Here is a 19,026-nt window from a genome sequence, read left to right on the forward strand (position 1 = left end):
TTTCAGGAACTTTGAAAACTTTAAAAAACGGATTTTGATTGCCTTGAACATAAAGAAAGAGAGAACGAATTTCGTCCTCTCTAGGTGTTAGCTTTTCATCTACCCACTACAGTTGACAAAGAGCCTTATGTTCAAATCAAGTCTCAGTTTATGTTTAGATAAGACTATAACTTGTAATGAGATTGGGTTGTTTTATTTTTTCAGACTTCTGACGGATGAAAAGATGAAAGCCTTTTGTTACAATAATAAATTGAAGGGAGTCCTATGAGAAAGTTTCAATTATTTTTATTGGCAGAAGCCCTCTTGTTAACAATGGCAGCTGTCACAATTTTAGCAAATAGTGTGTCACGCTTTGTTCTAATTTTAGTATTAACCTTTATTGCTTTAAAATTTTATAACTTAGGAGATAAAATCAATTTTTGGTTGACGACTAGTTTGTTGATTTTGTTTATGATTGTCATGTTAAATCCTTATGTGATTGCTGGTTTGTTATTAGCTGTTGCTTACACTGTTATCAATCATTTTGCTCAAGTTAAGAAAAAAAACCGTGAAGCGATTTTACACTTTGTTGAAAATGGGGTTGCTCTACGTCATAATCCGCATCAATGGATTGGCTATCAGATGCATCTGGATAATGATTCTTATGTTTTTGATGATATTAATGTCATTCGCTTAAGTGGGACAGATGTCATTAATTTGAATGATGTTATTTTGACAGGTTGTGATAATGTTATTGTTATTCGTAAAGTCTATGGGCCAACAAAGATTATCGTTCCTGTTGATGTGGGAGTAAAATTGGATTTGAGTTGTATTTATGGTAATATTAGTTTTCTCGATCAAACTGATTATGACTTGCGTAATGAGGCTATCAAATTACAGAGCAGTGGCTACCCAGATGCCGTGAAAAAGGTGAAAGTCGTGATTAATGTTATTGCAGGTCAAACTGAGGTGGTGAGAGCATGAAAAAAAGTCAGATTTTATTGCTCTTTTTCTATGCTAGTGTGACAGTCTTTTGCATTGTTTCGGTCATCCTTGATAGTTTTGGGCTCACCATCAAGACCATTTCAGAAGATTTTTTTGCCTTACAGCAATTTATTTTTTCTATTATTTTGTTGACGGTTTCATTGACAGTGATGTTGCTTTTTGTTTCCATTGTGGCAGATTATAATTCTAAAAGGCTTCTGAATAAGGACCTTCGTCATATTTTAAATAACAAGCCGATTTCTAAACAAGATGATACAGATTTGGGAAAAACAGTGACCTTATTATCCGATAAGATGAATCAGTTAACCATGAATTTGCAAAACACGGTCAATTTAGAGATTATTGACAAGCAAGAGATTATTCAAAAAGAACGAAAACGGATTGCAAGGGATCTCCATGATACTGTTAGTCAAGAGTTGTTTGCCTCTGCTATGATGGTATCGGGTCTAGCAGCTAGCTTGGATTTTTTGGACAAGGAGCAGTTAAATGAGCAGTTAATTGGGATTGAGGGGATTATCAATAAGGCCCAAAGCGATCTTAGGGTTCTCTTGTTGCATTTGAGACCCACTGAATTAGAGGGGAAGACCCTTTCTCAAGGTTTTGAAATGATTCTAAAGGAATTGACAGACAAAAGTGAGATTGAAGTGGTTTACCATGAAAATGTCACCAAGCTTCCAAAGACCATTGAGGCGAATCTTTTTAGGATTGCTCAAGAATTTATTAGTAATACACTCCGGCATGCAGATGCTACTTGTCTAGAAGTTTACCTGAATCAGACAGAAAATCATATCCAGCTAAAGATGCTTGATAATGGTAAAGGCTTTGATTTAGCCCAAGTAAGAGAGCTCAGTTACGGTTTAAAAAATATTGAAGATCGAGTTAAAGATATGGCAGGAATAATTAAGTTGATGTCTACAAAAGATAGGGGAGTTTCGATGGATATACGCATTCCCTTAGTAGAAGGAGAAAAGAATGGAGATAACTAAGATTATTTTGATAGATGATCATGAGATGGTTAGAATGGGGTTAAAGAGTTTTCTGAATTTACAACCTGATATTGAAGTTATTGGTGAGGCGAGCGATGGTAAAGCAGGCATTGAGCTTGCTCTTGCTTTAAAACCAGATGTTGTGGTGATGGATCTTGTCATGCCTGAGATGGATGGTGTTGAAGCTACCTTAGCTATTTTAAAAAAATGGAAAGAAGCTAATATTTTAGTTCTAACTTCTTATCTTGATAATGAAAAAATTTATCCCGTGATTAAAGCAGGAGCTAAGGGCTATATGTTAAAAACTTCTAGCGCTGCTGAAATTTTAAATGCGATTCGTAAGGTTAGCTGTGGTGAATTAGCGATTGAAACAGAGGTAGATAAAAAAATTAAGGATTATCAAAACCATCCAGAACTTCATCAGTCTCTTACGGCTAGAGAACGCGATATATTAGCCTTATTAGCGAAAGGTTATGATAACCAAACTATTGCAGATGAGCTTTTTATCTCCTTAAAAACAGTAAAAACACATGTTTCAAATATTCTAGCCAAACTAGAGGTAGATGACCGCACACAAGCAGTTGTCTATGCTTTTCAACATCATTTGGTCCCACAAGATTAAAATCCATGTTATAATAAGTAGGAGCGAATAAAAGGAGAAGCGATATGGATGCAAAGACAAAGTATAAAGCTAAAAAAATAAGAGCTGTCTTTTTTGATATTGATGATACCTTACGAGTCAAAGACACAGGCTATATGCCAGAATCTGTTACGGCTGTTTTTAACAGTTTAAAGGCAAAAGGAATTCTGACAGGGATTGCTTCAGGACGTGCTATGTATGGTATTGTTCCTGAGATTCGTGACTTAGATCCTGATTATTTTGTAACGATTAATGGTAGTTATGTTCGGGACAAAAAATGTCAGGAAATTGTCAACCAACCCTTGGCACCAGAAATTACCAAATTATATGTCAAATGGTGTCGTGAGATAGGAATTGAATATGGATTTGCAGGAAAAGACAAGCCAGTTGTTTCTAGCCGTTGTCGCTTGATTGATGAGACGATGATGCCTGTTTATGGCATGTGTGATGTCGATCCAGACTTTCATCTGACCAATGATGTCTATCATATGTGGACATTCTCAGAAGACAATGATAACTTGGCATTGCCAAAAGAGTTAGCTGAGCAAGTTCGCTTAGTTCCATGGCACAAGCACTCATCAGATGTCGTTCAATTGGGGATATCGAAAGCTTCTGGCGTTAATTCAGTTCTAGAAAAGGAACAATTAACTCCTGCTAATCTTTTAGTATTTGGAGATGGTCCAAATGACATGGAAATTTTTGACTATGCTGGTTTAAAAATTGCCATGGGAAATGCTGTCAATGAGCTAAAAGAAAAAGCAGATTATGTAACCGATAAAGTAGAAGAAGATGGCATTTTTAATGCCTTGGAGAAATTAGGTATGGTAGAAAAAGAATTAAACTTTCCACAATTAAACTTAGAAGCGCACAATGGTCCAAAAGCCACTATTAAAACGAATCACGGTGATTTAGTCGTTAAATTATTCCCTGAACAAGCCCCTAAAACAGTAGCAAACTTTATTGCTTTGTCAAAAGATGGCTACTATGACGGTGTCATTTTCCACCGCATTATTAAAGATTTTATGATTCAAGGTGGTGACCCAACAGGAACAGGGATGGGAGGAGAGTCCATCTACGGCGAGAGCTTTGAAGATGAATTTTCAGAAGAATTGTATAATTTACGTGGGGCTCTTTCCATGGCAAACGCAGGACCAAATACTAACGGCAGTCAATTCTTTATTGTTCAAAATAAAAACTTCCCTTATAATGCTAAGGAGTTAGAGCGTGGCGGATGGCCAAAAGAAATTGCTGAGGTTTATGTTAATGGTGGCACTCCTCACCTAGATCGTCGCCACACTGTTTTTGGTCAGTTAGCAGATGAGGCTTCATTTGAAGTGCTAGATGCCATTTCCGCAGTGGAAACAGACAGTGCCGATAAGCCAAAAGAAGATGTTGTTATTCTTGGTGTAGAGGTTGTGGACTAATGAAAATTGGTCAAAAAGTCAGAGGAACCATTACAGGGATTAAGCCTTATGGCGCCTTTGTCAGTCTTGAAAATGGTACGATGGGTTTGATTCATATATCAGAAATTAAGACAGGTTATATTGACAATATTTACCATGTCTTAAGTGTTGGCCAAGATGTGCTGGTTCAAGTGGTTGATTTTGATGAATTTACTCAAAAAGCTAGTCTCTCCCTTCGAACACTTGAGGAGGAAAAGCATCACTTTCAACATCGTCACCGTTTTTCAAATAGTCGCTATAAGATTGGATTTAAACCTTTAGAGGAACACTTACCAATTTGGACTAAGGAAGCTATCGAGTATTTAAATAAAGATTAATAAACTCAGGCTAGAAATCTAGCCTGAGTTTTGTTTTTTTTAGCATAAAAAAAGTAAGGCTAAATACCTTACTTCATAATATACTATACTTCAAAATCATAGAGAGCTGTAGAGAGATAGCGTTCACCATTATCAGCTAAAATCGCAAGTACTTTTTTACCAGCTCCTAATTCTTTAGCCACTTCGAGTGCTGCATGGATGGCTGCTCCAGAAGAAATTCCCACAAGGAAACCTTCTTTCCCTCCAATTGCACGTCCTGTTGCAAGAGCATCATCTGACTTTACACGAATAATCTGGTCATAAGCATCTGTATCTAGTGTTTCTGGGATGAAGCCAGCTGAGATTCCTTGGATTTTATGTGGTCCAGGAGCTTCACCTGAGAGAACTGCTGACTCATCAGCTTCAACGGCATAAATTTTGACATCAGGATTAGCTTTTTTCAAAACGTGGGAAACACCAGAAATTGTTCCGCCAGTTCCAATTCCAGAAACAAAAGCATCTAGTCCTGTTTCTCCAAATGCTTCAATGATTTCAACACCTGTTGTTTCTTCGTGAATTTTAGGGTTAGAAGGATTGACAAATTGGAAAGGAACCCATCCATTTTTTTCTTCTGCAATTTCTTGAGCTTTAGCAATTGCTCCTTTCATCCCTTCGCTACCTGGAGTTAGAACCAACTCTGCCCCGTAAGCTTGAATGATTTTTCGACGCTCGACACTCATGGTTTCAGGCATGACGATGATAACGTTATATCCTTTAGCAGCTCCGACCCAAGCTAGCCCAATTCCTGTATTTCCACTTGTTGGCTCAACAATGGTGTCTCCTGGTTTGATCGTTCCCGCTTTTTCAGCATCTTCGATCATAGCTAAGGCAATACGATCTTTAACGGAAGATCCTGGGTTAAAAGCTTCTAGTTTGACATAAACATCGGCTGCACCTTCAGGTACGAGATGATTTAATTTGATAATAGGAGTTTTTCCAACCAATTCTGTGATATTTTGATAAATTTTTGTCATGTGCTTTACCTCGATAATAGTTTATAGATATCAGTATAGTCCTTATAAGATATAAAGTAAAATACTTATTTTTTATCACCGTGATAAAGAGAAGTTATCAGTTAGTTGGGACAGGAAGTTCGACCAATTTTTTATCACCTTTTTCAATCACAACCTTCCCATGATAGAATTCGATGAGTTTATTGGACACTTCGGTAACTTTTTCATCGTCTAGATAAATCTGAGTCGTGATGTTGACAGAGAAATCAGGATCAAATTCTTGTAAGCCTTCGCTTTGTAAAAAGTTGGAGAAATTTTGATATTGGGGATAGGTGAGTTCAATTTTTAAGCCTTGTAATTCTTTTACTTCAACAATACCAATTTCACGCAAGCCATTGGCAACGCTACCTGCATAAGCGCGAATAAGCCCTCCGGCCCCCAGTTTAACCCCACCAAAATAACGTGTGACAACAGCAACAACATTAGTGATCCCTTGTTTTTCCAAAACGGTTAACATAGGAACACCAGCAGTGCCGCTAGGTTCTCCGTCGTCATTAGAGCGCTTGAGTTGTCCATCTTCGCCAATAATCATAGCAGAGCAGGAATGAGTGGCTTTGTAGTGTTCTTTTTTGATTTGAGCGATAAAGTCTCGTCCTTCTTCTTCGCTACTAATCCGTTTAAGCTGACAAATAAACCGTGATTTTTTAATTTCTTCCTCGGCAGAGCCGTTTTGTTTGATAGTTTTATAGTTCATAAGAAAATTTTACAATTTTTTAGCTCATTTGACAAAGAGATAACGAATAAAATAGTGATGGAAATGTTAGAAAATAAATACGGTCGCTGGTTTGTTAAATCTCAACTAAACTTAGAGGAGCAAGAATTAGCAAGTCAGCTTCCCGCCCTAAAGAAGAAAAGAGGTCAATGGTGGTGTGGCCGTTGCGCTAATCAGGTCAAGTATGTTTTGCCTAGTGGAAAAAAGTATTGTCGGGTTTGTTTGGTCTTTGGAAGGGTGACTGAAGGAGAGCCTATCTATTATTTTAAGCAAGATGTTTTTCCAAAAAACGATTATCTGATTTGGAAAGGCCAACTGACACCTTATCAAAAAGAAGTATCAGACGTTCTTTTAAAAGCAGTGGATCAAAAAGAAGCGATTTTAGTTCATGCTGTCACAGGTGCAGGTAAAACAGAAATGATTTATCAGACCTTAAATCAAGAGTTAAAAAAGGGGCATGCCATTGCCTTAGTTAGCCCCAGGCGTGATGTTTGTGTTGAGTTATATAAACGGTTGAGTAAGGATTTTTCCTGTCCTATTTCTCTTTTACATGGTGAGAGCGAGCGCTATGTTAGAAGTCCTTTGGTTATTGCGACGACTCACCAACTTTTGAAATTTTATCGAGCCTTTGACCTAATCATTATAGATGAAGTGGATGCCTTTCCTTTTGTCGATAATAAAATGCTCTATCATGCCGTGGACAGTAGTTTGAAAAAAGAAGGAGTGAAAGTCTTTTTGACTGCTACTTCAACAGATGAACTAGATAAACAAGTGAGAAAAAAAGTTATCAAAAAGGTGGATTTAGCAAGACGATTTCATAGTCATCCCTTAGTGGTTCCTAAAACCGTTTGGCTAGGAGATTGGAAGAAGTTGAGACAAAAGCAAAGACTTTCTAAAAAATGGCGTTATTATTTTGAACGACAAAGAAAAACAGGTTACCCTCTCTTAATTTTTTATCCTAATATTGAAGAGGGGAGTCATTTTGTCAAGCTCTTATCACAGCTCTATCCCGAAGAAGCCATAGGTTTTGTTTCTAGTCAAACACTAACACGCTCAGAGCAAGTTGAAGCATTTAGAACAGGGAAGTTGAATGTCCTAGTTGCCACAACGATTTTAGAACGGGGAGTGACCTTTCCATGTGTTGATGTTTTTGTACTAGAGGCAAATCATCGTTTATTTCAATCGTCTTCTTTGGTTCAGATTTCAGGAAGAGTAGGACGGGCGAGTGAGCGCCCTTATGGAGAATTGCTCTTTTTTCATGATGGTATCAGCCGAGCAATGAAAAAAGCGATTCATGAGATTAAAGTGATGAATAAAAAAGGTGGGTTTTGATGGTTTGCTTACTATGTCATCAAGAAATTCCTTATCAAATAGGTTTTCTAGATATTTTTCTGTTACGCTCAGAAAGCAACAAAAGTTGTCAAGAGTGTAAAAATCAATTTCAAAGAATTACTGGCAAGCATTGTCTAAGATGTTTTCGAGCTCACCAAGACTCAGTTTGTCAAGATTGCTTAATGTGGGAAAAGAAGGGAGAGCTAGTCGCACATGAAGCACTCTATGTCTATGATAAACAAATGAAAGAGTATTTTAGCCGCTTTAAATTTCAAGGTGATTACCATCTTGCTGCTGTTTTTTCAAGGGAGTTAAAGCAAGTTTTAAAGAAATACAAAGACTACACTATTGTACCAGTTCCTGTGAGTGAGGAGCGCTATCAAGAGAGGGGATTTAATCAGGTAACAGCTCTTTTAGAGTTTGCAGGATTACCCTATCAAAACTTGGTGTTAAAAAAGGACTCCAAAAAGCAATCGAGTAAAACAAAACAAGAGCGTTTAGCTGGTCAGCAGATATTTAGATTAAGAAAAAATCAAGCTTTACCCAGTAAAATACTTATTGTAGATGATATTTATACAACAGGAAGCACAATCGCTCTAATGAAAACGCTCTTTACTGAAAAAAATGTGAAAAAAATCAAAAGTTTTTCTCTTTCAAGATAAAAAACGCTTGCAATTTTTCGTGAAAGCGTTATAATAAGAGTGTAAAGAAAGTGCTAAAGCACAAGAAAGAGGTATCTTATGATTAAATATAGTATTCGTGGTGAAAACATTGAAGTAACAGATGCTATCCGCAGCTATGTTGAATCTAAGCTTAGCAAAGTCGAGAAATATTTCCATGCTGATCAAGAGTTGGATGCGCGCGTGAACTTGAAAGTTTATCGTGAAAAAACTGCAAAAGTGGAAGTAACTATTTTACTTGATTCACTCACACTTCGTGCAGAGGATGTTTCTCAAGATATGTATGGCTCAGTTGACCTCGTTGTTGACAAGATTGAACGTCAAATTCGTAAGAATAAAACAAAAATTGCTAAAAAGCATCGTGAGAAAGTATCCGCTGGACAAGTCTTCACAACAGAGTTTGAAGCTGAGGTTGTTGAAGAGGAAACAGGACTTCAAGTCGTTCGGACAAAACATGTCAATTTAAAACCAATGGATGTTGAAGAAGCCCTTCTTCAAATGGATTTATTAGGACACGATTTCTTCATCTACACTGATGCTGAAGACAACGCAACTAAGGTTCTCTATCGTCGTGAGGATGGCGAGTTAGGTTTAATTGAAGCAAAATAAGAAATATTTGAGATTTCATAAACTGATTTGATTGTTAGATTGATTTTCTAATAATCAAATCAGTTTTTTTCTTTTTAAATTTTTAGGATAGCTGATGATATTGAAAAAGGCGAATAAAAATTATATAATAAAGGAAATTTTATTGTCAAAATAAAGGAGAAAAAGATGAAAAAGACAGATTGGTTGGAATATTTTGAGGCTATCAATGGAAGAGCAGCAACTGATGTGGAAATTGCACAAGCTCTAGCTAATGGAGATTTTCAAGAGGAAGCCCCTTTAGTAGAAACAGTGACGTCACCTATTTATGATGTTGCTGAAGAGCCAATTCCATCTTCTAACACTGTGCAGCCAAATCAACAAGTATATGCTAGTTCTCAGCAGGTTCCGACTCAAGAAGCTATGAATGCTCAAGTAGGAAAACCCTCTCCTGTGTTAAACCCTGAATTTCAACAGCAAACTAAAAAAACAGCAGGTGATTTTTGGAAATGGTTACTTTCGGCTTGGAAATCGCCAACATCAGAAGTTGAGACCAATGCTTATAATGGATGGATAGCACTTGGATTTCTAACCTTATTTTATACTTTAACCATTTTTATTGTGGCTAGAAAAATAGGAGGTACAGGTGCAAGTCTTCAAAATAACCTCAGCTCCTTATTTAATCAAGCACAGACAGCATCAAATCCGGTAGGTTTTTCTGCTTTTATCGCGATTTTTGTAGCTTCAGGTTTGTATATTTTCTCTGTTGTCTTTTCAGGCTTTGTAGCGAAGCGTTTAGTGTATCGTGATGCAGAATTTACGTTTGCTAAAAGTATTGAATGGTATGGTCGTCTTTTTTCAATTAACATTCTATTGATGGGATTAGCAAGCTTGTTTACTCTTATTGGTGTTTATAGTTTGTCTAGTTTGTTGGTGATTGCTAGCATTGTTTTATTTGGCATAGCAAGTGTCTTTGCTTTAGCACATTCACGAGATGTTTCTGAAATGGACATGTTTTATAAATATATTCTAGCTATTTTGGTCAATGCTGTGGTGATGTTCATTTTTGGTTTAATTGCTTCAACCATCGCTGCTGAATACGTGGCAAATCTTTTTTCTAATCTTATTAGTTTTTATTAAACGGTAAGTCAATATGAGCGATAAAGATAAATGGTTATCAGCCTTTCGTGAGGCTCATGGGAGAGATCCTTATTTTCCAGAATTTGAACAGGCGAAGAAAAAGGGCTTCTCGCTTGAGGAATTATCTCATCAAACTGTATCTGTACAGAAAGCACAAATGGAATGGTTGGATGCTTTTGAAAAGTACGTTGGGCGTAAGCCGTCTATAGAAGAATTTCAAATAGCGAAAGCGAATCAATTTCAATTAACAACCATCACACCATTTTTATCTCAACCATCAAAGAAAAGAAAACTGACCACTTTTCAGTGGGGCATTCTGACTACGCTGATGATATTTAGTGTCCTTTTCTTATCAGTTTTTTTATTAGGAAGTCAGTATTATTCTAGAAAAGCTGTGGCAGAGCGCTATTTGAAAGTGGCTGGTCACGATTTTGAGGCCTCTCTTCAGTATGAGGTATGGAGTGACACTAAAAAACCTATAAAAACTTCTGATTTACGTTATCATCGTGCCTCCTCGACAGTACCCCATCAACAAAAAGACCTTTTATCTGGGGATACTATGGTGAAGGCTGGTCGAAAATATTTGATTTTTCCAGATTGGAAAGTCGCTGTCACACCAGTTGATATTGAAGTGACATCAAATACCAAAAATCTAGAAGTTTTGATCAATGATAAGGCGTTCTCTAAAACAACTTCCTCTGAATTTCGTAAGATTTTGAAACATCAATATCCTGGAGAGTACAGTGTTTCAGCTAAGGGAGAAATTGATCATCAAAAGATTAACCTAAAAAATAGTAAGATTGTGGATCAAAATACCATCTTCTCGTTGGACCTTTTGAAAAAAAGCTTTACAGTAACTAGTAATCTAAAAGATGGTGATCTTTATTTAGAAGATAAAAAAATTGGTCAATTAACAAATGGTGAATATAAATCTAACCAATTATTGATGACCAATGATCAGCAACTGTATGTGACCAAACAACTTGGTCAGGATGTCCAAAAAACACAAGCAATAACAGCATCAGATATTAGTGATGGTAGTATTGTTTCACTAAAAGCAGAAGGGGTATTAGATGATCTTTCTGCTAAAAAGGTAATCGAATTAGCCTACTCTAAAATGGAGAGTTATGCAGATACGTTTATTGTTCCAAATGGTCTAGAGGCTGTTTTTGAGAATACGACTGAAAACTCATTTTATAGAGATGTTAAAGAAGTGATTGATGTTAATATGAAAAAGGCACAAAATAGAGCGGCAGATAGCATCAATTTTACCAATATCAAGATTACAGATGTCAAAGCACTTGGAAAGTATAGTTACCAAGTTGACTTCACAGTAACCTATGATTTTTATTATACTTATACTAGTCAACACAGGAATTCGGGCAGTCTAATCCAAGAGTTTTCTTGGTCTAGTATTGTTAACTATGTTGGAGATGGTAGTGTTGATATGGATAGTTCAGATTATTATACGCAATTTTTAATTAGCGGCTCAAATGGTGCTAGCCAACAATTATCCTCAACTAGTACGTTACGATAAATAATCAATTGAGAGATGGGGAAACCTAGCTCTCTTTTTACTAAATAATGTGTGATTAAAAAGGAGATCAGAATATGAAAAGAGCAGTAGGAATTGATTTAGGAACAACAAATTCTTCTATGGCTATCATCGATAATGGCCAACCAAGAATTATCCCTATGGGAGCTCAAGACGATAAGGTCTTGAAATCGGCTTTATATTTTACTCAGATAGCTGGAAAAGACAGAGTTTTTACAGGTAGTGATGCTATTCATCGTGGCACTGAGGTGGGACGTGTAGAGTATTTTAAGCAGGATTTCAAGCGTGATATTGCTAAAAATATAGAAAGTGAGACACCAGATAAAACACGGTTAAATTCTACTATTTTATCTGCTCTTTTACTCCATGAGTTTAAAAAGAGACTAGATGTGTTTTCACAAGAGCTCAATTTAGAAGAGCCAATCACAGATGCCGTTATTACCGTACCAGCTTATTTTACATCAGATCAACGTGCGGCGACGAAATTAGCAGGGCGCTTGGCGAACTTTAATGTTTTGAGAATCATCAATGAGCCAACTGCTGCAGCTATTGCTTATGTGGCTCAACATAACATTTCAGGAAAGGTCCTTGTTTATGATTTAGGAGGAGGTACCTTTGATGTGACGATTATGGATGTTTCTGATCAACGCTATGATATTTTGGCAACAGATGGTAATCACCGTTTAGGTGGATTGAATTTTGATCAAGAGTTGGTCAAGTTTATCAGTGCCGAATTAGAAAAGCAAGGTTTGAACATGACAAGGTTGTCGGATCAAGAAAGAATGCAATTACGTTATCAAGCTGAAAAAATGAAAATACAACTGTCTGTTAATTCATCAGTTTTTTATGAAAAAGTGACTGCAGAAGGTTCGTATGGTGTAGAGGTTACACGTGATGACTTTAAGCAGATAACATCAAAGTTGTTGAAAGATACTCAGATTAAGACTGAGGATGCCTTGATGCACGCGGGTCTTATTTGGTCTGAAATTGATCATGTTCTATTGGTCGGTGGTTCAACACGGATGCCTGTGGTTCGTGAAATGATTGAAAAAATTAGCGGTCAGAAACCCCGATATGACTTAAATCCTGATACTATAGTGTCCGAAGGAGCAAGTATTATCGCTGACTTAATGGTGAACCATCATGTTAGCTTTAACGATGACGATGAGGAGGAAGAGTATCATATCAGAGATGTTACCTCACATGGATTGGGAATCCTCTTTAAAAAGATGGATCATCAAGTATTCGACTTTGTTGGTGATTATTATAATAGTGTCATTGTTGATAAGAATACACAAATTCCACATACAAAGGAAAAAGAATTTTTTGCAGTTGCTGATGGTCAACAGCAGTTTAAAATTCGTGTAACAGAAGGAAACTATACCAATCCTATGAGTGTTCGATTTTTAGGAGATTTGGAAGCAAGGTTAGATCAGCCACGTTTAAAGGGTCAAGCATTAGGAAAGGTTGTTTTTCATTTCGATGATGAGCAGATTATTCATATTACTATTTATGACAGTTTGACACAAAAAGAGTTGCTATCTGTGACAGCAGATGCTGATTTAAAAAGAGAAAAAGTGGAAAAAATTGAGGAAGATACACAACTTCGCTTGATTTTTGAGAAATTTATATCATGATTGATTTTTATACTTGTTATGACTTAGATAGGAAACAAAATTTACCCTTTGTGGATGAATTGGGCTATAAATTTAGTTATGAGGATTCGGCTGCTACGATTTATAATTTTTATAGTCGGAAACAAGAGGAATTAGCTCAGCGACAACATTCTATTAATAATCAAAATAGTTTAGATCATATAAAAGCACAAGAGATGATCGATTTTATAGAAAAAGCTAAAACTTTTTTTATCAATGATGAAACCAAGATTCAATATGATCAAGCCATTAAAGAAGCTTATTTGTCCAGCGTTTCTCAAAATTCCTCTCTGACTCCAACAAAAGCACCTCAGACATCATATCTTATTAAAAATGTTTTGATTTCCATGACAGGTCTGATTGTCTTGCTAGTGGGTTTACTCTACTTGGGGTTAAGTCCTAGTTTGATTGTGATCCTAGCTTTGGTATTTTTCTTGTTATTTGTGTTAATTTAGGAGAGTTATGAGAGAACGTATTTTAGAATTTAAGCATATTTGTTTTAAGTATAAAGGCAGTAAAGAATTATTATTTAATCAATTAGATTTCTCAGTTAAAACGGGAGAATTAGTTGGAATACTGGGAGCCTCAGGCAGTGGAAAAACGACTCTCACAGAAATTCTTCTTCAGAGACATCAGCCAACTTGTTCAGATTTTCAGATACTAGAAAATGGTCAACTTTTAAGTGGAAACGCTAAATACTGGAGTTATGTGCCGCAAGCTAACTTACTTAGGACTTATCTGAAAGTTTCAGAAACTTTTGATTATTACAGTCGTATCCATCTTTCACATGTAGATCCGAAAGAACGAAAAGATAGAATAAATAAAACGATGTCAGATTTAGGTTTGAGTGAATTTTCTGATAAAAAAATTTCAGAGTTGAGTGGTGGTCAAAAAAGGCGAGTTAGTATTGGTGTAGAGTTACTCAGCGAACGTCCTTATTTTATTTTAGATGAACCCTCCAGTGGTTTAGATGCTTTAAGTGATCGCAATTTATTAAGAACTTTAAAAATTTTGGCAAAAACTAGAGAAAAATCTATTATTGTCATCACACATAATACAGAAAATTTAAGTATTTTTGATCGGATTATCTTTCTTTCTAAGGGATTGCCTAAGTTTGTTGGAAGCTATCAAGATCTCTTGATGGAATTTAAGACAACGGATGCTTATGCGATTGAAAAATATTTAGATTTGAATATCGCAGATTTATATCAAGAACTAGATAGTTCAGGGCGTATTTATAAAATATAGGAGGGGCAATGTCTGGATTGTTATTACAGTGGTACAAATTTAAAAACAGTTACCAAGATTTTCTTAAAGTGATTATTGGGATAGTGGCTTTTGAATCTTTAATTTTATTTATTCAAGAAAAAGATTTTTTAACCTATTTTGAGGGAAGTCGCATGACGACCTTTCTATTACTTTTTTCATCTAGTTTATTGATTTTAGTTCAGACTAGCATAACGGTCAGTAAAGAGAGGGCGATTTTAGATAGAGATTTTTTCTCAGGCTTGGATCGAATAAAATTTTCTTTGGCGACTATATTTTTTCATAGCTTATTAGCGATTGTTGAAAGTTTAGTCTTTGTGTTATTTTATCTCGTTCTTTTAAAATGGTTTGATTTTGATTATCCAAATAAAGGACAGCTGTTATCTCATTTTGGTATTGAAATACTGTTGACCACTATCTTGGTGTTTCTATCTGCTCACTATTTAGGATTGATTATTTCTGCTATCAGTGGAAAAAGTGAAATTACTTCTGTTATTCTGGCAGTTATTGTAGGAATTTCTCAATTTTCTTTAGCTGGTACAATTTTGCAGTTGCCAAAGTCAATAAAGGGAATAGAGCAGATGATGTTTTTGGGCTATGGTCATCGTTTATTTGCAATGAGCCATGATCTTTATCATTTGCCATCTAGTATGCAAAAATTTGGCATTCCTATCCCCAAAGAACAATTACAGTGGTTTAAGGTGCAATCAAGTACAATAGAGGATTATTGGATAATTTTGTTAATTCATGCTATCATATATGCAGGAGTATTTGTTTTACTAATGAGGTTTAAAAAGAAATAGGAGACGATAATGACTGGACAAGAATGGACAAAGGAATTTCAGATTGTTTATGGTAGAGATCCCCAACCACAAGAGTTTATAAATGCCAAAAACCTTGGTTTTCCAAGCCCTATTAGTGCTAAAGGAGATGTCCATCCTGGAACAAGCTCTGAAGTTTTGCCACAATCAACAACAATACAGTTAAACCAAACATGGATGTTAGTGCTCAAAGTAGCTATTGTCTTTTTGGTAGCTGTTTTTGGTTTTATTGTAGGTTACTTATTTGCTTAGGAGGATAAGTATGAAAAATAAAAAGTATTTAGGGTTATTAGTTGCTGTATTTTTAGTCTCGGGAGCATTTGGTAAGTATACGCAAAGCACTTCATTAACAAGCGCAGATGTGGTATATAGCACCACTGTCAAAGATAAGAAGACAGGTAAGAAAGTCACTTATCAAGTTCAACGGATGAAAAATAATCAAGGCTATAAAATTACTAATACGACAACAGGTGAAAGCTATACCAGTAAAGTTGACACAGGATCAAATAAGGCCGTTCAATTTAAGATTCCTGATCAAGATATTTCTTTACGCCTACAGAGGTCTGTGTACCCTTGGCAGTATGCAGAATTGACTCTAGTAGAATCTACAACTTATGAGCAAGTCGAAAATACCTCTATTGTTCAAAATGTAACGGTTAATCAGACAGCGTCTTCTAGTAGCTCGTCACAAGATGCTTCTACAGAGCAAAAAGATACCAGTCAAACGTCTAGTTCTTCCTCTAGTGCGTCTCAGTCAGAAAGTACAACGTCCTCATCTAACAAATCTAGCACATCTGCCAAAGCTAGTACCAAGGATAGTTCAGATTCAAAAACTGAAACAGAGTCTAAAGTTCCGTCTTTAAGTGATGAAGAAGTTGATAAAATTACGAAACACTTTGGGAAATGGTTATACAGTAGCAAGTATGGACAAGATGCCATTACGGTTCGTTCTCATCTAGCTCCTGATCATGGTGCAGGCTCTCCAACAGTTTTAAGTGTTAAGACAGTCGATGGTCCATTGTTAACAACGATTGGGTGGTATCCTGGTGGTCATTTAGCTGATGCACAGAAGCTTGGGGGAGAAAATCTTATTGAGAAAAAAGATCAATTCGACCTCACTGTGCTTGGTAATGATCTTGCTAGTAATCAGGCAGAAGATTATACTAAAAATGCAGTGGCGTTTAACATCTATACTTTGATTGAAAAAAAACATGCCTATTATGCGGATAAAAATGAAGAATTTACGCACATTATTGCGAACACGGTTCCTAAAGAACAGCAAATTGGCGCGATGGATTATGGACGCTACTATGTTGCTGATAAATTAACCAATAAAGATGTTCCAACTTACAGCATTATTTTAGGGTCAAATGGTGTCGTTTATTTCCATACCAATAAAGACAGTGATGATGTTTATCAAAAAGCTCCAGATGACATGCAGAAAGAATATGCACGTTTACTTAAAGAATACCAAAAACTCACCTCTTTAGATAATGTTATCGAAGAACAAAAAGAGAGCACCAGTTCTTCCAGTTCCTCAACTGAGGTAAGTTCTTCTTCAAGTTCCTCAACGGATGCAAGCTCTTCTTCAAGTTCTTCAACGGATATAAGCTCTTCTTCCAGTTCCTCAACTGAGGTAAGTTCTTCTTCAAGTACATCATCTAGTCAGTCATCGATGACAGATAAATTATCATCATCAGAGATTTCTGAAATCAAGGAGCTTGCCTTAAATGCATCTGTCTTTGGAAAATATTATCTGATGAATTTTGGGCTTGATGATCCTATCTATGCTTATTCAGATAGTGAGATGTTAGGGATTTACAAACAAGATTTGCCAAAAATTATTGATTATTATAATACTTATGATAGCGGTACCTATAATGAAGAAGATGTATTAGGGGAGCTATCAAATCTAGAAAATATTGAGAAAAATTATACTGATTTATCACTTGATGAATTAAAAGCACTAGCTAAAGAGAAATCATCAGCCCACTATCTCTTATTTAAGGGGGACAATACCTTAGTTTATATCATGAGAGCTCCTATGGGGATGGAGGCTCCTTCTCTAGTTGTATCAGAACCAACAGACTGGCATCAAGAAGGTGATGATATCAAGGTTCCTGTGTTATCAAGTACAACAAAAGAAACTTATAAAACTGTTTCAATAAAAGCCAATGACAAATCTTATACAGGTGGGCAAAATAAAACAAACTATTATGTTAGTCAAGTCAATTGATAGCGCTAAGAAAATGGAATTAAATGTAAAAAGGTCTGGCAAATTTTGATCCAGACCTTTTTTACAATGGTATAATCTTATATAGAGAGGTAGGAAAAATGGGTAAGAAGTTTTATACGGTACTATTGTTTAGTTGTTTTATTTCGTTTGTATGTGTTGGTAAGTTATTTCAATTGAAGGCTTTGAAGCAACCAGGAGTAGCTTATGTGACTCAAGCGAGGAACCTAAAAACAAATGAAGTTGAAAGCTTCCAAGTGCGATATATTGTTGAAGACAGCACTTATCAAATTAGTAATCTGAGTACCGGTGAGGTTCATGAGACATCTAAGAAAGCTACAGTTAAAACAAGTCTCCGACTTCCTTTACCAAATAATCAAGGTTCATTATTATTAAGAAAATCCCTCCCTTGGTCTAGTGTTACTCTAACGATGGTAAGTAGTGGTTTATATCTACCTGTACCATATTCTAGTAAAATCGTAAAAGGGGCTGATATTAAGGATGTTAGCCAAGATATTGAAGAGGACGCAACCTTGAAAAGTGTCAGTCTTAGTAGTAATGATATCAATAATATCACACGACGTTTTGGGCAATGGCTCAAGGAGAGTAGTTATGGAAAAGATGCCATGGTTGTTAACGGTGGTTTTAACGATATTAGCTATGACAAGAATTTCCAAAGTGGTCACGTCTATATGATAACAGCAGAAACTTCTGATGCTTCTATCTTCACGAGAATTAGTGGATTGTATGACGATGGAGATATTAGTCAAAAGCAAGACAGTGTTGTTTTTTATGATCAAACAGGTCAAACCGTCAGCCAATCAGAATTTATTCGTTTAAAAGATAACTATGCTGTATCATTGTTAGGTGTCGATCTATCAAGTAATAAAATAAGTGATTTAAATTCAAGAAGTGTATTTCGTTTGTATCACCTTCCTTCTGGTCAAAGTAATCTTATTGATCTAAAAACTGAGAAGGAAGCAGTTATTAGTGAACTTGTTCCTGTCGAGGAGCGTTACAATAAAACAAATTATAGTGGCTATGGTTATTTATACGATAGTGTTATAGATATGAGTAAACCAAGCTACCAAATTTTATTAACAACTAATGGGAAGGTTTACATAAACAGTCATTATTCTCCGAAAAGCTCAGAAGAGTCTTACGACGAAGCACCTTCTGATATGCAAGAAAAATATCAGAAGTTGTTAGAGGAATATTCCAAATATTGATAACAAACAGAAGTGAAATGTTATCTATTAAAAGGAGATGTTGTGTGGCAAAGTGAATCGTGTTATTCTGAGTCAATGTGTCATCTAAAAAATTAGCTTTTAGTTCGTTTGAGTAAGCTAATAGACAGTAGTAAAATATAAGGGAGATTGAGTGTTGAACACTTTTTTGAAAAAAATAAAAAAAACACAAAAAAGTGTTGACACTTAATTAATAAGGTGATATACTATAATAGTTGTCGCGAGAGAGCAACAAAGACCTTTGAAAACTGAACAAGACGAACCAAACGTGCAGGGTTACGAAAGTAACCTGTCAAGAAACAATAAGTCAGCGATGACAAGAAGAGCGTGAGCTCAAACTTTTTTAATGAGAGTTTGA

General features: G+C 35.9%; 19 protein-coding genes. 17 read left to right on the forward strand and 2 right to left on the reverse strand.

Annotated features, from left to right (window positions below):
- Positions 1-264: 264 nt before the first annotated feature.
- Genes liaF through ACVRWY_RS08225 form a run of 5 tightly spaced genes read left to right on the forward strand, consistent with a single transcriptional unit; the run spans position 265 to position 4,390 of the window.
- Positions 265-963, forward strand: a complete 699-nt coding sequence (gene liaF / locus ACVRWY_RS08205) for a cell wall-active antibiotics response protein LiaF (protein ID WP_354369741.1) — start codon at positions 265-267, stop codon at positions 961-963.
- On the forward strand, positions 960-1,970 hold the full coding sequence (locus ACVRWY_RS08210; RefSeq protein ID WP_354369740.1) for an envelope stress sensor histidine kinase LiaS: 1,011 nt from the start codon (positions 960-962) through the stop codon (positions 1,968-1,970). The genes liaF and ACVRWY_RS08210 overlap by 4 nt, the downstream gene beginning before the upstream one ends.
- Positions 1,957-2,592, forward strand: a complete 636-nt coding sequence (locus ACVRWY_RS08215) for a response regulator transcription factor (RefSeq protein ID WP_354369739.1) — start codon at positions 1,957-1,959, stop codon at positions 2,590-2,592. Before ACVRWY_RS08210 ends, ACVRWY_RS08215 begins: the two co-directional genes overlap by 14 nt.
- 44 nt (positions 2,593-2,636) lie before the next feature.
- Positions 2,637-4,034: a Cof-type HAD-IIB family hydrolase gene (locus tag ACVRWY_RS08220; RefSeq protein WP_354369738.1), complete on the forward strand. Its 1,398-nt coding sequence runs from the start codon at positions 2,637-2,639 to the stop codon at positions 4,032-4,034.
- The gene (locus ACVRWY_RS08225; protein ID WP_354369737.1) at positions 4,034-4,390 is read left to right on the forward strand and encodes a S1 RNA-binding domain-containing protein; all 357 of its coding nucleotides are present in this window, start codon (positions 4,034-4,036) and stop codon (positions 4,388-4,390) included. Before ACVRWY_RS08220 ends, ACVRWY_RS08225 begins: the two co-directional genes overlap by 1 nt.
- Positions 4,391-4,473: 83 nt before the next feature.
- Here the strand turns inward: ACVRWY_RS08225 and cysK are convergent, their stop codons facing one another.
- Entirely contained in the window at positions 4,474-5,403 is a 930-nt protein-coding gene (gene cysK, locus ACVRWY_RS08230) for a cysteine synthase A (RefSeq protein ID WP_354369736.1), read from the reverse strand.
- A gap of 97 nt (positions 5,404-5,500) precedes the next feature.
- Entirely contained in the window at positions 5,501-6,136 is a 636-nt protein-coding gene (locus ACVRWY_RS08235; RefSeq protein WP_354369735.1) for a YigZ family protein, read from the reverse strand.
- Between the two features lie 57 nt (positions 6,137-6,193).
- On the opposite strand from ACVRWY_RS08235, the gene ACVRWY_RS08240 reads away from it, so the two are divergent.
- The 12 genes from ACVRWY_RS08240 (at position 6,194) to ACVRWY_RS08295 (ending at position 18,650) form a co-directional block, all read left to right on the forward strand.
- Complete coding sequence (locus ACVRWY_RS08240; RefSeq protein ID WP_354369742.1) at positions 6,194-7,486, forward strand: ATP-dependent helicase ComFA; 1,293 nt, start codon at positions 6,194-6,196, stop codon at positions 7,484-7,486.
- A gap of 182 nt (positions 7,487-7,668) precedes the next feature.
- Positions 7,669-8,148, forward strand: coding sequence for a ComF family protein (locus ACVRWY_RS08245; protein WP_354369734.1), 480 nt, complete (start codon positions 7,669-7,671; stop codon positions 8,146-8,148).
- 78 nt (positions 8,149-8,226) lie between these two features.
- Positions 8,227-8,775: a ribosome hibernation-promoting factor, HPF/YfiA family gene (gene hpf / locus ACVRWY_RS08250; protein WP_354369733.1), complete on the forward strand. Its 549-nt coding sequence runs from the start codon at positions 8,227-8,229 to the stop codon at positions 8,773-8,775.
- Between the two features lie 165 nt (positions 8,776-8,940).
- The gene (locus ACVRWY_RS08255; protein ID WP_354369732.1) at positions 8,941-9,891 is read left to right on the forward strand and encodes a DUF6574 domain-containing protein; all 951 of its coding nucleotides are present in this window, start codon (positions 8,941-8,943) and stop codon (positions 9,889-9,891) included.
- Positions 9,892-9,904: 13 nt separating this feature from the next.
- Positions 9,905-11,428 carry a zinc ribbon domain-containing protein gene (locus ACVRWY_RS08260; protein WP_354369731.1) on the forward strand — a complete coding sequence of 508 codons (1,524 nt, stop codon included), beginning with the start codon at positions 9,905-9,907 and terminating at the stop codon, positions 11,426-11,428.
- A 74-nt stretch (positions 11,429-11,502) separates the two neighbouring features.
- Positions 11,503-13,083 carry an Hsp70 family protein gene (locus ACVRWY_RS08265; RefSeq protein ID WP_354369730.1) on the forward strand — a complete coding sequence of 527 codons (1,581 nt, stop codon included), beginning with the start codon at positions 11,503-11,505 and terminating at the stop codon, positions 13,081-13,083.
- Complete coding sequence (locus ACVRWY_RS08270; RefSeq protein WP_354369729.1) at positions 13,080-13,556, forward strand: hypothetical protein; 477 nt, start codon at positions 13,080-13,082, stop codon at positions 13,554-13,556. The genes ACVRWY_RS08265 and ACVRWY_RS08270 overlap by 4 nt, the downstream gene beginning before the upstream one ends.
- 7 nt (positions 13,557-13,563) lie before the next feature.
- Positions 13,564-14,349: an ATP-binding cassette domain-containing protein gene (locus tag ACVRWY_RS08275; protein ID WP_354369728.1), complete on the forward strand. Its 786-nt coding sequence runs from the start codon at positions 13,564-13,566 to the stop codon at positions 14,347-14,349.
- Positions 14,350-14,357: 8 nt separating this feature from the next.
- Complete coding sequence (locus ACVRWY_RS08280; protein ID WP_354369727.1) at positions 14,358-15,170, forward strand: ABC transporter permease; 813 nt, start codon at positions 14,358-14,360, stop codon at positions 15,168-15,170.
- Between the two features lie 9 nt (positions 15,171-15,179).
- Positions 15,180-15,440 (forward strand): hypothetical protein, encoded by a 261-nt coding sequence (locus ACVRWY_RS08285; RefSeq protein WP_354369726.1) that lies wholly within the window; start codon positions 15,180-15,182, stop codon positions 15,438-15,440.
- Between the two features lie 10 nt (positions 15,441-15,450).
- Positions 15,451-17,424, forward strand: a complete 1,974-nt coding sequence (locus ACVRWY_RS08290) for a hypothetical protein (RefSeq protein WP_354369725.1) — start codon at positions 15,451-15,453, stop codon at positions 17,422-17,424.
- A 206-nt stretch (positions 17,425-17,630) separates the two neighbouring features.
- A complete protein-coding gene (locus tag ACVRWY_RS08295; RefSeq protein WP_354369724.1) occupies positions 17,631-18,650 on the forward strand; it encodes a hypothetical protein in 1,020 nt (339 codons plus the stop codon).
- Positions 18,651-19,026: the final 376 nt, after the last annotated feature.

The organism is Streptococcus porcorum (assembly GCF_053203725.1).